The sequence below is a fragment of the Pseudomonas sp. MYb541 genome (genome assembly GCF_037479595.1).
Classification (GTDB): domain Bacteria; phylum Pseudomonadota; class Gammaproteobacteria; order Pseudomonadales; family Pseudomonadaceae; genus Aquipseudomonas; species Aquipseudomonas canadensis.
In genome coordinates, this window is record NZ_JBBGYS010000026.1 from 24176 (window position 1) to 38797 (window position 14622).

A 14622-nucleotide genomic window follows, 5' to 3' on the forward strand; every position below is an offset into this window, starting at 1 on the left:
TCTTGTAGCGGCTGGTATACTCGCCGCCATTTCTAGCCTAGCTGTGTGAGATCCAATGGAACGCTTTATCGAAAATGCTATGTACGCCTCGCGCTGGCTGCTGGCGCCTATTTATTTCGGCTTGTCCCTGGGGTTGCTGGCGCTGGCGCTGAAATTCTTCCAGGAAGTGATTCACCTGCTGCCGAGCGTGTTCTCGATGGCCGAGTCCGAGCTGATCCTGGTGCTGCTGTCGTTGATCGACATGGCACTGGTCGGTGGCTTGCTGGTGATGGTGATGATTTCCGGCTACGAGAACTTTGTCTCGCAGCTGGATATCGATGAAAACAAGGAAAAGCTCAACTGGCTGGGCACCATGGATTCTTCGTCGCTGAAGATGAAAGTGGCGGCCTCCATCGTGGCGATTTCCTCCATCCACTTGCTGCGCATCTTCATGGACGCCAAGAACGTCGATCCGCAGCACTTGATGTGGTACGTGATCATCCACATGACGTTTGTGATCTCGGCGTTTGCCATGGGTTACCTGGACAAGGTCACCAAGCACTGATGCCCTGCGCTGGCCTTACTGCTCCACGAAGTAGTAAGGCTGGCGATTGATCGACATTTGCTTGATCACCTTCACCGGGGTCGCCAGGTCATCGGTATGGTCCAGCAGCGCAACGTTGCCGGGCTTGGCGCCGAGGTAACTGTGCAACTCGGCCTCGGTTTGCAGAATCGGTAAATAGGCCTGCAGGTAAAACACGCTGGCCCCGGCGATGCGCTCGTTGGGCCGGTACAGCACCACCTCCCTGCCTTCATCTTTCAACGCCTGAACCTGGCTGATCACCGGTACGAATGACTGGCGCACATCCGCTTTGGGCGCGAACCAGAAGGCGGCGATCAGGTAGCACCCCACGGCCAGGGTGAACACGCTGCCCACTACCGTTCTGTGATGCTTATGCAGCGCGGGTTTGTGGGTTTTCAGCCAGTCCAGCAGCACCCGCGCATATTCCGCTGCCAAGACGGCGGCGGCTGGCGCGAGTGCCATCAGGTAAACGGTGCGTTTGCTCGACGCCAGGGTCAGCAGGGTGAACTGTGCCACCAGCCAGACGCTGAAGAACAGGTGGTAGCGGTTGCGCACCAGGCTTTTGCGGAAGTGCCACAGGCCCAGGTACACCAGGATATTCCAAGGCAGGAACGCTTCGGGCAGCTTGGCGATGTAGTAGTAGAACGGCTCGTAATGCCCGGCCTCGACAAACGAGCCGCTGAACCGGCCGACGCTGTTGGTCAGCAACACTTCGGCCACCGCCTGCATGCCGCCACGCTGGAACAGGAACCCCAGCCAGATCATCAGCGGCACCAGCGCCAGCAAGGTAAACAGCGCTGGCTTGAGCCAGTTGCCAATCTGCAGGCGTTTGTCCATCAGGCTGGTGCTGGCCAGGTACGCGAAAATCACAATGCCCGGCATGGCCAGGCCCAGCATGCCTTTGCTGAGGGTGGCGATCACCATCCCGGCGGTAAACAGTGCCCAGGCGCCTGTGCTGGGGCCCTGGCGATCAGGCCGCACGGCCTGGTAGAACGCCAGCAGCGCGGTGGTCACGCCGAGGGTGAGCAGCGAATCCTCACCGACGCCGCGCGCATTGCTCCAATAGCTGGCCATGGTCGCCAGGATCAACGCGGCGCTGAACGCCAGCGTCTGCGGTCGTCCGAACCGGCGCAGCATCGTGTAAAGCAGCATCACGCTGAACAACCCGGCAAACGCCGAGGCCAGGCGTACCGCCCAAGTGGTGCCGCCGAACAGGCGAATGGCCCCGGCGTCTATCCACAGGCTCAGGGGCGGTTTTTCCAGGAAGGGCTCGCGAAACAACTGGGGCACTACCCAGTTATTGTCCAGGTGCATGGCCATGGCGATCCCGGCGACACGGGCTTCGGTAGAGCCTTGCAGCTCATGGTTGCCCAAGGCAAAGAAGAACAACAGACCAGCAAGCAGGAGCAGCAGGGGAGCAGGGCGCGTCATGGAGTGTGGCTACCAGGGCAGGAGGACCGTCCGGGGGAACGGTCATTGCAATGGGCTAGTATCCGTGGGCGTTTCTGAATATTTCGTGAACGAGTGTTGGTTTTTTGTAAGGTGGGTCAGGGAGCCATCAAGCTAGGCAATGCGGCTTGACCTTGCGGGCTCAGCACGGGCTGCAGTTGCTCCCAAGTGAAGCTCAGCTCGTTATCGCAGCCATCGCCCTGAGCGGGTGTCGACAGTTGCAGCCCTTGGGTGTTGAAGCTCAAGTCGAACGAGGAATAGCTGGTCACGGCCGGGCATCCTTCGTCCGTGGTGGTCTGCTTGGCCAACCAGGTGCTGAAAGCGGCCGGCAGTTTGACCTGGCCCGAGTAGGGCGTGTCCCATTGCTCATGGCCGCCCAACCACGTCCAGGGGTCGACCTTTTCACCGGTTTGCAGGTTCCAACTGTGCAGGCCCCAACTGATTCCGCCGCGCCCGTACCCCGCCGACCAGCGATAGAAACGCACGGTGATCCACTGTGATGACCAGTAGAACGGTTCCACCGTGATCTCGCTGGTCGCGGTGCTGCCGCCCTGGTCCAATGAGTTGCGCCGTTCTCTATAAAAATCGGTCTGGCCGTCTGGATTGATGGCCATGCGTGCGAGATCCCGGTTGATCTTATCGATGGCTTCCCCGTCGCCCTCGAGTTTCAGGATGACCTGCCCGCCTTGGGTCTTCACCTGATAGGCGTGTTCGGCGAACGTCTTCTTCTCGACCTTCACCGCAGGCGGCGTCGCCTCCAGCGGGTTGTTGTAGGTGTCGCTGGCGCAACTGTCCGTGTCCGCGCGTTTTAGCATCAGCACCAGGCTTTTGCCGCCCAAGGCTTTGCTCCAGGTGCCGGTCAACGTATCGCCCTGCGGGTCGTCCAACTGCCAGAAACCGGTTTGGCCCTCTTCCACCCAGGGCTCGCTGGCGTTGGCTTGGGTCAGTTGAATGGGCGTAAGAATCCGTTGGTAGTAATAACTGCCATTGGCGCCGTGGGCACCGTTGAAACAGACGGTGATCGCGGATTTGCCCAAGGTGCCCGTCCAGACACCGGCCAGTTCGGCGGCGGTTGCGAGCAGAGGGGCGCAGGCGAGGGTGAGAGCGGCGAGTGGCTTGAACACGGGTATCGGACTTCCGGTTGTCTGATAGAGAGGGTCAGGGTAATGGGAAGTGCGGAGGGATTCCAGACAGGGACTGTTTTGCGCTGAAGGCTTTACATCTTTATCTGGTCAAATTTACCCGGCGCAGAAAAACGCCACGGCACGCTGAACGCGGCGCCTCCCCTTATCAACGCTGATTGCTTCATGATTGCCGGCCACCAGCGAACAAGATTGTGAGCTTTATTCCAGTAGGTCTCGCTGCTCCAATGTTTCGCTAGGCAAAAAATGGGCAGCCCGCAGTCTCGGAATGCCTGCTTTTCAGCATGCCCTTTGGTAAATCGATCTTGAGAGATAACAACCCAGTCGCCTTCATCGCGAAGCACTGATATCCAGGAAATGTCACTCGCACTCTGAGGGAATTTATCCTTGAGTGGGACTACGCCATGCTCATGGACGTGTGAAAGCTCATTCAAGGCTCGCGCTAGCGCAGGTGGCAGGTTGTGGTCCAGAAGGAAGTTCAAGCCGCATGCCTTTGTTCGAAGTCGATAGCGGCCTTTACAGCAGATGTGGGGATCTCATAGAGCAGGGCAACACGTTTCGTATCCTGTTCTTCCGCCTCATAAGCACTGAACAGTGCGGCAGTGTCGATACCGGTCCCCGTCAGTACTGGTTTCCCGAAATTTCTGGCGGGGTCCAGGACGATTGCCTTGCTGCGTTTTATCGGATACCAGCGCTGGGCAGAGCCCTTGCCGGTGTAGTCGATCCCTTCGTACAACGATGGGCTGATCACCTGCTTGAACGCGTACTGTTTTTTGATCAGGTCCAGCAGTGTCTCGTCGCCTGTTTCATCCAGAACAGTGGCGAAAATGTTGCGGCCGTCTGTTTGGAAGCGTTTGCAGGTAAATGGATAGGATTGGCCAAACAGTTCAGAGGCTTGCCGAGAGGCGCAGCGAATGGCTTGCAAGCTCACTCCATGCTGACGAAATGCGTGCACGAAGCGGATTTCGAGCAGGTCGTGGAAACTCAGTATGCAATCGTTCACATCCCTGAGTTCCGACTGCCAGAGGCCTGGATGATGAATGCCATTGGCACGATAGCCAAACAACCATCTACGAATATCTGAGGCAGGAATGCCGGTGTAGAGGGACGCTTCACTGGGCGTATAGAGACCAACGCCCACCAGGGGGCTGGGCGAAATGATGCTTTGCATGAACGGCCTCCTTGTCGTGGGTTGGCGTGCTGGAGTGTGCGTGCTCAAGTGATCGCGTTCAATCATCGGCAGACGAGCAGTCGTTTGAAGCGTATTCGAGCAATTCAATCCGCGCCAGTTCATCCCAGTCGCGCCAACGTGCAGGACTTTTCCGGCGGCTTACGTCGGCGCAAGTAGTCTGTGTCGATAATCCGTGACAGCTAAACACCTTCTTAAAGCAGGGAAGAAACTCCTAACCCGTCTCTAATGAGAAGTATTATCATATGTGACTTTCCTTAGCCGTCCCCTGGATATCGCACCGATGGCCTCATCTTCTTCTGCCCATCAGGTCGTGGGCGAACTCTACGCCCAACATCACAGCTGGGTGGTGCAGTTGCTGCGGCGCAAGTTGGGCGGGCAGGAACAGGCCCTGGATCTGGCGCAGGATACCTTCGTACGTATCTTGAGCAGTGGCACTGCGCCGGTTTTCCGCGAGCCGCGTGCCTACCTCACGACCGTCGCCAGCCGTTTATGCGGGCAGTATTTCCGTCGCCAGGCGCTGGAACGTGCCTATGAGCAGTCGCTGACAATCCTCGAACCCGAACACATGCCATCGCCGGAAACCCGATTGCTGGTACTCGAAGCGCTGGATGCCGTAGGCCAGGTGCTGGACGGGCTGGGCAGCAAGGTGCGCGAGATTTTCCTGCTCTCGCAGCTCGATGGCCTGACTTATCCACAGATCGCCGAGCGGATGGACCTCAGCGTGAATGTGGTGCAAAAGGCCATGCTCAAAGCCTATCGCCACTGCTACCTGGCGGTGTACGCGGCATGAATCGCTTCAAGTCCGCCAACGATCAACCCTTGGACGAGCAGGTGCTGGACCAGGCCCTGAACTGGATGGTCGCCCTGCAATCCGGTACCAGCGGCGCCGCCGAGCAGCACGCCTGCCAACAATGGCGCAACGAGCATCCGCAGCATGAGTTGGCCTGGCAGCGCTTGGCCGGGCTGAGCCGCGACATGCGCCTCAATACCCACGCGCTGCCGGCGCCAACGGCCCGGCAGTTGCTGCACGCACGGGGTGTTCCATCGCGGCGCACCCTGCTCAAGGGTTTCGCCGGTCTTGGCGTGGCGACTGCCCTTGGCCTGAGTGTGCGTGAGCGCGTTTTGCTGCCGGAGCTGTTCAGCGATTACCACACCGCCACCGGCGAACGACAGCGCCTGAGCCTGGCCCATGCTGGCGAATTGCAGTTGGATACCCGCACCGCTATGGATGTTCGGGGCGCCCGGTTGACCCTGAACCTCGGTCGGTTGTTGTTGACCACCGGCACCCGCGCCGACACCGCGATCCAGACGGCCAATGGCTGGGTACGGCCGTCGGCATCGTCGCGATTGGTCCTCAGCCACGATCTGCCACGTCAACCGGGCACGCTCGTGCAGATGCTTTCAGGCAGCGCCTCTGTCGAACCCTTGCACGGCGTCAGCACCCGGCTCGGCGCGGGCGAGCAAATGAGCTTCAACCGTCTTCAGAGTGGGCCGTCGACAGCCCTGTCATCTACTGCCGACGCCTGGACTAAAGGTCTGTTGATCGCCGAACGCACGCCGTTGGTCGAGGTGCTTGAGCAGCTTGATCGCTACCGTCGCGGCGTGCTGCGCTGCGATCCCGCAGTGGCGGGCTTGCAGGTATCCGGTTCGTTCTCGCTGGATCAGCCCGAGGCCAGCCTGGACCTGCTGGCCAAGGTGTTGCCCGTGCGTGTGCAACGGGTGTTTGGCTACCTGGCCACTGTCGTGCCGGCCTGACCTGAAATTATTTTTGCATCGCGTGGCAGGTTTTTCCGTCTCGAGCATCAAGACAGGTAAGACGCAGAAAAAAGCGTCCACCCAACCCTTTCACGACAGGACAGTCTTTATGCTCAGCCGCGTCAGCGCTTTGCGCACCGTTATCCTCGGTTTATCGGTGGCAACCGCCAGTCACAGTGTCATGGCCACCACGGCGGCGCCCGCCCAGGAACAATCCCAGCCTCAGGCGTATGATGTTTCGCCCGGCAGTCTTGACCGTGTGTTGGGTGCGTTTGGGCAGCAAGCGGGTGTGATGATCGGTATCGATTCCGCGCTGGCTGCCGGCATTCAGAGCAAGGGTTTGAAGGGCAGTTTCTCTGTGGATGAAGGCCTTGAGCGCCTGCTGGGTCCGGCGAATTTACAGGCAGAGCGTGAGCCGGGCGGCTATCGCGTGGTGGCCAAACCGGTCTCCCAGGATGGCAAGGTGGAATTGCAAACCACCCAAGTCAGCGCCAACCAACTGGGCACTGTCACCGAGGGCACGGGCTCGTACACCCCTGGCACCATTGCCACGGCCACGCGCCTGGTGCTGACGCCACGAGAAACCCCGCAATCAATCTCGGTGGTGACCCGTCAGGTCATGGATGACTTCGGCCTCAAGTCGATTGACGACGTGATGCGCCACACGCCGGGCATCACCGTGTCGACCTATGACACCGAGCGCACCAACTATTACTCGCGCGGTTTCTCCATCGAGAACTTCCAGTACGACGGCATACCTACCCTGCGTGATGCCCAATACTCGGCAGGCCAGACCATGACAGACATGGCGATCTACGACCGCGTTGAAGTGCTGAAAGGTGCCACCGGTTTACTCACCGGTGCCGGCGGCCCTGGCGGCACCATTAACTTGATCCGCAAGAAGCCGACCTCCGAGTTCAAAAGCAGCATCGAACTGGGTGCGGGCTCCTGGGATAACTACCGTTCCCAGGTCGACGTCAGCGGCCCCCTGACCGACACCGGAAACGTGCGTGGTCGCGCCGTGGCGGCGTATCAGGACAAAAAGTCGTTCCTTGATCATTACTCGCGCAAGACCAGCGTGCTCTACGGCATTCTCGAAGTCGACCTGACCCCGGACACCCTGCTGACCCTGGGCGCCGACTACCAGGACAGCGACCCCAAAGGTTCCAGCTGGACTGGCACCCGTACCATCTTCGACGCCACCGGCAACAAACTCGACTTGCCGCGCTCGTTCAACAACGGGCCAAAATGGGGCTCATGGCAACAATACAGCCACACTGTCTTCGCCACCCTGGAACACAGCTTCGACAACGGCTGGGTCACCAAAGGCCAGTACAACCATCAGGTCAACGGCTATGACGCGCCACTGGGCTACATCTCCCAGGATTCCGCGACAGCCAGTTCGATCTATGCGGCCAAATACACCGGCGACACCACCAGCGACAGCCTGGATGTTTACGCGTCGGGGCCGTTTGAGCTGTTCGGACGCGAGCATGAACTGGTGATCGGGCAGTCCGTTTCCAGCTCAAGGTGGAAGGGCAAGGACTACCGTAATCCCGTCTACTTCGACAATTCCTATGATTTCTACAACTGGCACGGTGAGGCTATCGAGCCTGAGTGGGGTAAGGCATCCCGCTTCAGTGATGAAATCACCCGCCAGACCGGCACCTATGTCACCGGGCGCTTCAGCCTGACCGATGCGCTGCACCTGTTGCTGGGCACGCGGGTTGCCAACTATCAAGTCACCGGCACCAGCGACACCGAAGAAAGCGGCAAAGTAGTGCCGTACGCCGGCCTGACGTACGACCTCAACGAAAACTTCACCGCATACGCCAGCTACACCGAAATCTTCAAGCCGCAGACCCAGTACCGCGATCGAACTAACACCATGCTTCAACCCGACGAGGGCAAAAACTACGAGATAGGCCTCAAGGGCGAATTCTTCGATGGCCGCCTGAATGCCAGCCTCGCCTACTTTGAGGTGCACGAGACCAATCGCCCCATCGCCGATACCGCCTGGAACTCGCAGCCGGCCGTCGATTACGCGTACATGGGCACCGAGAGCAAAACCAAAGGCTACGAAGCCGAAATCTCCGGCGAACTGGCACCAGGCTGGCAGTTGCAGGCCGGGTACACCCACAAGATCGCTCGCGATGCCGATGGCAAGAAAGTGGCGACCTGGGAGCCCGAGGATCAGGTCACCCTATACACCAGCTACAAACTCCAAGGCAGCCTGGACAAACTCACCCTCGGTGGTGGCACACGCTGGCAGAGCGCGGGCTGGCAAACCGTGCGCAACTGGGGCTATCCCGGTGGCGGCCGTTCGGAAAAATTCACCCAGGACCCGTACTGGCTGGTGGACGTGATGGCGCGTTATCAACTGACCCAGAACCTGTCGGCCACGCTTAACGTCAACAACGTGTTCGACAAGAAGTACTTCACCAATATCGGCTTCTATGACTCGGCGTATTACGGTGACCCACGCAATGTGATGGTCACGACGCGTTGGGATTTCTGAGGCAGATGACAGCAAAAGGCCGAGTTTCCTCGGCCTTTTTTGTTACTGGATTGTTTGGGGGGCTTGTGTGAGGACCAGCACCCGTTCCACCAACAGTTCGCCCAGCACTATCAACTGTTGGCTGGCCAGTAGCTTATGACGGCTGGCACCTTCGAGTTCGAAGGCGAGGTCGGTGGTCATGGCGTTGAGTGACGCGAGGGTTTCGCTGGCTTGGATCAGCAGGGTTTCGGGGGAGATGTCTGGGGCGAGGGTGAAGAGGGGTGCCGAGGGTGGATTGGGGGTGATCTTTTTCATGGCTGAAACTCCTTGATTGATGGAGTCGCCAGACATCGCTGCTAAACGAAAAGGGTGGCGACTGTACGCGGGTTAGCAGACCAGGAATCAAGGAACCCGGCGCACCCGAAAGTGCCCCACGCACAGCCGCCATAATACGAACCAGCGGATGCTGAAAGCATAGCTAGAACCGAATGGTGGATTTGCAAGCCTTGATAGTAAACGAGCTGCTAAACCCGGTCGCTGATTTTGCAGCGACTGGAGGAGGCTATCTGCGTGGTGGGCGTTGCACCAGTTCATCAATGGCGCGATATCTTGAAGGAAAATTCCGAGGGTTCATTCTGTCGAGCTTTCCAAACCCCAGAAACAACAAAACCCGCACTAGGCGGGTTCTGTCGATGCTTCGAATTGGTGGGCCGGGGGCATTTGAATTGAAATCCTAACCGATTGTAATTTCGATTTTTTTTGGCTAGAAATTTCTTCGGGGAACACCAAAGGGAATACCGTTTACTTAGCGCTGCTTGCTTGGCCCAGTAAGGTGAGGTTCTGCAAGCCTCTGTGCAGCATTTTTTGATGCTAGCGGTCGCGACGTCGAACCCGCTTTTGCAGCGCATAAGCAGTGCTAGGAAGGACCGACTCGTCCTCAGATTCGTTATTCTCAACCTGCGGCACGGGCCACTGGGGCTATCTGTAGGTCAGAGACAACTTAATGGCAGTAATCGTTATCAGCCGCGGCCTAATACAACTATTGATAATGGGAATCATTAATTCCTGAGCAAAGTCAAAAGCTTGTGTTCCTAGAGGTTACGTAACAAAATTGGTTCCGAAACTAGCGCAGGCACAATGGAGCTGCAAGGCGCGTTGAGCGCGCGATCCTACCTGTCACAGCTCTCATCATGTTTAGGGAAAAATATGCTCAATGAGGTTTTGTGGAAAACAGTTTACAGGACAGGTGACGATGATTTGCTCAAAGATTTCTATCTCCCTGCACTGAGTCACGCCAAGAACTATGACAGAGCTGTAGGATATTTTTCTTCAGAACTACTTGCCTCTGCGGCCCAGGGCTTGAGTAATTTGGTCAAGTCCGACGGTAAGATGCGATTGATCATAGGGCACCCACTTGATGAGGAAGAATATCAAGCAGTAGTGCAGGGGCAGAAGAATTCTTGGTTAACTGGGCAATTGAAAGACCAGCTTATAGAATTCATGTCTGCGCCCCAGTCTACTTTGAGCAATTACAGGTTAAGGTTACTTTCCTGGCTAGTTGCCGGTGGACGCCTAGAGTTAAAGTTTGCCTGCAGGCGTCGTGGTATGTATCACGAAAAGATTGGGGTTGTCACTGACTCACTAGGCAACAAGTTAGTGTTTCAAGGTTCTGCGAATGAGACTGGATTTGCAATGGATGCCAATTTTAATGCCGAGTCTATTTCGGTATACCCTAGTTGGACTGATGCTTACCCAACTTACGGCAAAATTTATGAAGATGCTTTTGAGTCTTTATGGAATGGTAAACAAAGGGATACGGTTACTTTAGAAATGCCGTCTTCGTTCTACGAAGAAATTGCAAAACAAGTAGCCACAAATCCAGCTTTGAATTTTGAGATTGAATCCGAGATTTTTGAACAAGCGCAACTCGCTAGCGGAATACATTCTAACGAAAATGGGCCGGCGGTTCCATCTGTTCTCGGAAACGAACGGTTTGCAATTAAGCCGCATCAACGACGAGCATTGGAGGCTTGGGAGCGAAATAGTTTCACAGGGATTATGAAGCTTGCAACTGGGTCCGGAAAGACGATTACTGCTATATACGGTGCAGTAAGGATATTTGAATCCACAGGGCAGCTTTGTTTAATTATTGCGGTGCCTTACATAGATTTGGCGAGGCAGTGGGTTGCGGTACTTCGCCTGTTCAACATTTTTCCTATCCAGTGTTATGAATCGAAAGCAAAATGGTCTCATAAATTAACTGAGCAAGTGGCCTTCTACAAAACCGGACAGTCATCATTTCTTCCTATCGTCGTGGTAAATAAGACCTTATCTTCGGATTCATTTCAGTCAATCATCAAAACTGTTCCTCCGGAGCGTATGTTGATGATAGGCGATGAGTGCCATAGGCACGGAGCGACGAACGCCTTTGCAGCGTTGCCTAACGCGGCAATGCGTTTAGGCCTTTCCGCGACACCTTTTAATGACGATGATGATGAGTTCGATACACCTTTCCCCAATGTGGCAAAGGATAGGCTACTTAATTACTATGGGGAAATTGTTAGTGAATACGAGCTCTCCGATGCTATCCATGATGGGGTTTTGACGCAGTATAATTATCATGTTTATCCCGTGGCTCTGACGGAAGAAGAACAAATTGAATATGAAGAGTTGAGCAAAAAAATCTCTGGCCTGATCGGTTCAGCAAAAGATGGAGCAAGCGATTCTCTAACGATACTCTGCGGGCAAAGATCTCGACTGCTTGGAGAAGCAGAGAATAAATTTCTGATGCTTCGGTCTTTGTTGAAAGCGGATGGGGGGGTAAGCAAAGGACACTGCCTATTTTATTGTCCTGAAGGTTCAGCCGAGACAGCTAGTGGTATTTCAAGGAATGTCGACAGGGTCTGTTCTGTATTGAATGAGTTTGGATGGAGAACATCACAGTTTACGAGCAGTGAATCAAAGACCCAGAGAGATAACATAATGAGTGGTTTTCTCAGAAAGGATATTGATGGTCTTGTCGCGATGAAGGTTTTAGACGAGGGTATAGACCTACCTGCGTGCAAAACCGCATTTATTTTAGCGAGCACTAGAAACCCCCGGCAATATGTGCAGCGGCGGGGCCGAATTCTCCGCAGATACCCGGGAAAGCTTATGGCAGAAATTCACGACTTTGTGATTTGTCCTGCAGCAGGTTACGAAGACACTAATGCGAGTCTTAGCTTGAGACGAGCGGAGCTCGAAAGGGTTAGAGATTTTCAACTTATGTCTTTTAATCGGACAGAAGTGTCAAGGTCTTTGAGCGATATGGGGTATGAATAATGGATGATTTACGGAAAGACTTCACAGCGGCGCTGGAGGAGATGGAGCGTGAAAAAGACTCGTCTGAAAATAAAGCGATACGAGATATCATAGCGGTTGTTAGGAATTTCTATTACAACAAGGGTAGCGCTCCTCAGCGGGTGAAAGATATTCGCGCAATTATCGCAAAGTCTGCAGAGGATTGATTGATGAAGTTGCTTTCTATTGAGATCTCAAATTTTCGACAGTTCTACGGAACGCAAGTGGTAAATTTTTCCACAGATGAACAGAAGAATGTGACTCTAATTCATGCAGAGAACGGCGTTGGAAAAACGGCATTTCTGAACGCAATACTCTGGTGTTTGTTTGAACAGTTGACCCCTAATTTTAAACATCCTACTGAACTTCTAAATAATGTAAAAAAAGAGGAGGGTGATGGCGGTTATTATGTCCGGATCAGCTTTGTTCACATGGGGAGGAAGTACTTAGTTCAGCGTAGGTACTCAACATTAAATGGTCCAAGCTTTTCGGTTCATGAAGAGCTAGCTACTGGCAACCACAGTGCCGTAAACAATCCAGCTTTTTTTATAAATAGTGTTGTGCCAAAAGATATGGCAGGATACTTTTTCTTTCAGGGCGAAGGCGCGGGTGCGTTTGCTGATAACCGAAAAGGAAGTGTGCGCGATGCTATTAGGGATATACTAGGGTTTTCCGTCGCAGAAATAGCGGTAAAGGATATACTTAATATAAAGAGCGAGTTTAGGAAGGAATTAATCTCGGTTGATCAAACCAGTGAAGTAGGTAAGCTACAGAGTCAGCTAGGAAATCTAGAGCAAACATTAGCTCGGGCGTCAGAAGAGCTAATGCATTTCAAAAATGAGAAAATTGATCTAGAACGCGATAAGGAGATAGTTGATCAGGAGTATCGAGATAGCAATATTGAAGTGGTCCGGGCAAAGCAGAAACAAAGAGACTCGAAAGAAAGTGAACTGTTGCGCATAGAGCAGCAGATGAAGCAAGTCCACATTCGTCGCGCTAACTTAATCACTAAGTACGCCGTAAGTATTTTTGGTAAGAAAGTAGCAGATCAAGGGATCGAGTTCATCGACGAGAAGGCTCTGAAAGGAACGGTTCCTGCGCCATTTAATGAGCAGCTCGTAAGAGATATTATTGAGCAAGCTCGATGTATATGCGGTGCTGAAGTAAAAGAAGGAACTGGGTCTTACGCTAATATCCTGAAGATGGTAGAGAAAGCAGCAGATCCGATTCTCCTTAATAGAGTTCAGCGTGCACGTGGACAGTTGACAAGTATTAGAAAGGAACTTCGGGACGCTTCGGATGTATTCACTGAAAGTCGAAGTGAGCTTGCGAATGTTATTCAGGCAAGAGACACAGTGTCGCGCGATCTTGCTGAACTGTCCGGAGATTTGAAGAGTATTACGTTTGATGATATTGCGGATAAAGAGAAACGAAGAACCCATTTAAAGAAAAGTATTGAGCAAGTTGATCGCAGCATCTGGGGGAAAGAGCGAGATATTCTCGAATATGCCAAGACTATAGAAGAACTAAAGGGTAAGATAAATAGGTTGGGTGCCCGGACCCCAGAAATTTCGCTATTGAATAAGCGGATTGCTTTTGCAGAGCTACTTGAGAATAAGTTGACGAAGCTTCTTGAGGATACAGAGAGCAGCTCTAGAAATGTATTAATGGCCAAAATCAATGATTTCTTGAGGAAGTATGTTCGTCAAGACTATATCGCTGCACTAAGTGAATCCTATGATATCGTTCTTTACGATAATAGAAGGAATAAAGTAGCGACCAGTGATGGTCAAGCTCTTCTACTCAGTCTAACCTTTATATCTGCTCTTATTTCGATTGCCAAGGATAGGCTATCCGCTAAAGGCGAGGTTCTTCAGCCCGGCGCTACCGCCCCATTTGTTATTGATGCACCATTCGGTGTTTTGGATAATGAATATAAATCCAATATCGCTAGAGAGTTGCCAGGCGCAGTTAGCCAAATAGTCTTCCTCTTGTCGTCATCTCACTGGGAGGGCGCCGTAGAGTCTGCTATCCGTAGTAGGGTAGGAGCTGAGTATAATATGGTGCTAGAGGTGTCTTCTGCTGTGAAACAAAGTATACGCGCGGGCATCGAGATCAATGGAAAGCTTCATGAAACGGTGCGGTATGACTCTATGAGAGATATGACACGTATTGAAGAGGTGTCTTTTCTATGATCGATACCAATAGCGTGCAGATAAAGCGTAACAGAAAGTATGAGGGTGTCGTTGAAAAGCTTTGTGTTCGAAAGAACCCACATACGCAAAAACCCTTATTTGGCTTCAACAAAGATCTGATGGTTTTTGCGGCTATGGTGGGTTACACCCACGACGTCACAGAGGATTTAGAGCCTGATGGCATTCAAATTGTTCTACATACCTATGCCACAGATGAAAAGGACGGATTTATTTACTTGCTCGCTCTACTAGAGACAAAAGATGCAATATGTTTGAAAGATGACAATATAGTAGAGTCTGTTAAGTACTTTGAAAGCTATTGTAATGGTGGGCTATCAGTTATAAAAGGTTGGCTAGATGATAATCCTGGGGATGCAGATGCACTTGACACATTGATTGATAAGGCATTTGAGCGAGTAAGTCTGGATAAAGGAAATCTTAGCTCTCGCGAATTGCCAAAGCCGGCTTGGTGACCGGCTTTTTAAAAGATG

General features: G+C 53.6%; 13 protein-coding genes. 8 read left to right on the forward strand and 5 right to left on the reverse strand.

Annotated features, from left to right (window positions below; translation table 11 throughout):
• Positions 1–55: 55 nt before the first annotated feature.
• A complete protein-coding gene (locus WH299_RS17095) occupies positions 56–544 on the forward strand; it encodes a TIGR00645 family protein (RefSeq protein WP_017253710.1) in 489 nt (162 codons plus the stop codon).
• Between the two features lie 15 nt (positions 545–559).
• Here the strand turns inward: WH299_RS17095 and WH299_RS17100 are convergent, their stop codons facing one another.
• The 4 genes from WH299_RS17100 to WH299_RS17115 all read right to left on the reverse strand — a co-directional run bounded on the left by WH299_RS17100 (position 560) and on the right by WH299_RS17115 (position 4219).
• Positions 560–1993: an ArnT family glycosyltransferase gene (locus WH299_RS17100; protein WP_123475671.1), complete on the reverse strand. Its 1434-nt coding sequence runs from the start codon at positions 1991–1993 to the stop codon at positions 560–562.
• A gap of 116 nt (positions 1994–2109) precedes the next feature.
• Entirely contained in the window at positions 2110–3135 is a 1026-nt protein-coding gene (locus WH299_RS17105) for a hypothetical protein (RefSeq protein ID WP_339550848.1), read from the reverse strand.
• Positions 3136–3227: 92 nt separating this feature from the next.
• Positions 3228–3635: a PIN-like domain-containing protein gene (locus tag WH299_RS17110; protein ID WP_071493603.1), complete on the reverse strand. Its 408-nt coding sequence runs from the start codon at positions 3633–3635 to the stop codon at positions 3228–3230.
• Complete coding sequence (locus WH299_RS17115) at positions 3632–4219, reverse strand: DUF433 domain-containing protein (protein ID WP_178083552.1); 588 nt, start codon at positions 4217–4219, stop codon at positions 3632–3634. The genes WH299_RS17110 and WH299_RS17115 overlap by 4 nt, the downstream gene beginning before the upstream one ends.
• Before the next feature lie 406 nt (positions 4220–4625).
• Between WH299_RS17115 and WH299_RS17120 the strand changes: the two genes are divergently transcribed.
• The 3 genes from WH299_RS17120 to WH299_RS17130 all read left to right on the forward strand — a co-directional run bounded on the left by WH299_RS17120 (position 4626) and on the right by WH299_RS17130 (position 8618).
• On the forward strand, positions 4626–5135 hold the full coding sequence (locus WH299_RS17120) for a sigma-70 family RNA polymerase sigma factor (RefSeq protein ID WP_122728068.1): 510 nt from the start codon (positions 4626–4628) through the stop codon (positions 5133–5135).
• Positions 5132–6100, forward strand: coding sequence for a DUF4880 domain-containing protein (locus WH299_RS17125; RefSeq protein ID WP_122728070.1), 969 nt, complete (start codon positions 5132–5134; stop codon positions 6098–6100). Before WH299_RS17120 ends, WH299_RS17125 begins: the two co-directional genes overlap by 4 nt.
• A gap of 109 nt (positions 6101–6209) precedes the next feature.
• The gene (locus WH299_RS17130) at positions 6210–8618 is read left to right on the forward strand and encodes a TonB-dependent siderophore receptor (RefSeq protein ID WP_339550849.1); all 2409 of its coding nucleotides are present in this window, start codon (positions 6210–6212) and stop codon (positions 8616–8618) included.
• A 42-nt stretch (positions 8619–8660) separates the two neighbouring features.
• On the opposite strand, the gene WH299_RS17135 is transcribed toward WH299_RS17130, so the two are convergent.
• Positions 8661–8912 carry a DUF6124 family protein gene (locus WH299_RS17135; RefSeq protein WP_339550851.1) on the reverse strand — a complete coding sequence of 84 codons (252 nt, stop codon included), beginning with the start codon at positions 8910–8912 and terminating at the stop codon, positions 8661–8663.
• An 822-nt stretch (positions 8913–9734) separates the two neighbouring features.
• On the opposite strand from WH299_RS17135, the gene WH299_RS17140 reads away from it, so the two are divergent.
• Genes WH299_RS17140 through WH299_RS17155 form a run of 4 tightly spaced genes read left to right on the forward strand, consistent with a single transcriptional unit; the run spans position 9735 to position 14604 of the window.
• Positions 9735–11918: a DEAD/DEAH box helicase family protein gene (locus tag WH299_RS17140; protein ID WP_339550852.1), complete on the forward strand. Its 2184-nt coding sequence runs from the start codon at positions 9735–9737 to the stop codon at positions 11916–11918.
• Positions 11918–12103, forward strand: coding sequence for a hypothetical protein (locus tag WH299_RS17145; protein WP_339550853.1), 186 nt, complete (start codon positions 11918–11920; stop codon positions 12101–12103). The genes WH299_RS17140 and WH299_RS17145 overlap by 1 nt, the downstream gene beginning before the upstream one ends.
• 3 nt (positions 12104–12106) lie before the next feature.
• Entirely contained in the window at positions 12107–14131 is a 2025-nt protein-coding gene (locus WH299_RS17150; RefSeq protein ID WP_339550854.1) for an AAA family ATPase, read from the forward strand.
• Positions 14128–14604, forward strand: coding sequence for a hypothetical protein (locus WH299_RS17155; protein ID WP_339550856.1), 477 nt, complete (start codon positions 14128–14130; stop codon positions 14602–14604). Before WH299_RS17150 ends, WH299_RS17155 begins: the two co-directional genes overlap by 4 nt.
• Positions 14605–14622: the final 18 nt, after the last annotated feature.

Excerpts from the sequence above, each read along its gene's own strand:
- WH299_RS17095 (WP_017253710.1), top strand. The coding sequence starts at position 56 with ATGGAACGCTTTATCGAAAATGCTATGTACGCCTCGCGCTGGCTGCTG.
- WH299_RS17100 (WP_123475671.1), bottom strand. The coding sequence starts at position 1,993 with ATGACGCGCCCTGCTCCCCTGCTGCTCCTGCTTGCTGGTCTGTTGTTC.
- WH299_RS17120 (WP_122728068.1), top strand. The coding sequence starts at position 4,626 with ATGGCCTCATCTTCTTCTGCCCATCAGGTCGTGGGCGAACTCTACGCC.
- WH299_RS17125 (WP_122728070.1), top strand. The coding sequence starts at position 5,132 with ATGAATCGCTTCAAGTCCGCCAACGATCAACCCTTGGACGAGCAGGTG.
- WH299_RS17130 (WP_339550849.1), top strand. The coding sequence starts at position 6,210 with ATGCTCAGCCGCGTCAGCGCTTTGCGCACCGTTATCCTCGGTTTATCG.
- WH299_RS17135 (WP_339550851.1), bottom strand. The coding sequence starts at position 8,912 with ATGAAAAAGATCACCCCCAATCCACCCTCGGCACCCCTCTTCACCCTC.
- WH299_RS17140 (WP_339550852.1), top strand. The coding sequence starts at position 9,735 with ATGGAGCTGCAAGGCGCGTTGAGCGCGCGATCCTACCTGTCACAGCTC.
- WH299_RS17145 (WP_339550853.1), top strand. The coding sequence starts at position 11,918 with ATGGATGATTTACGGAAAGACTTCACAGCGGCGCTGGAGGAGATGGAG.
- WH299_RS17150 (WP_339550854.1), top strand. The coding sequence starts at position 12,107 with ATGAAGTTGCTTTCTATTGAGATCTCAAATTTTCGACAGTTCTACGGA.
- WH299_RS17155 (WP_339550856.1), top strand. The coding sequence starts at position 14,128 with ATGATCGATACCAATAGCGTGCAGATAAAGCGTAACAGAAAGTATGAG.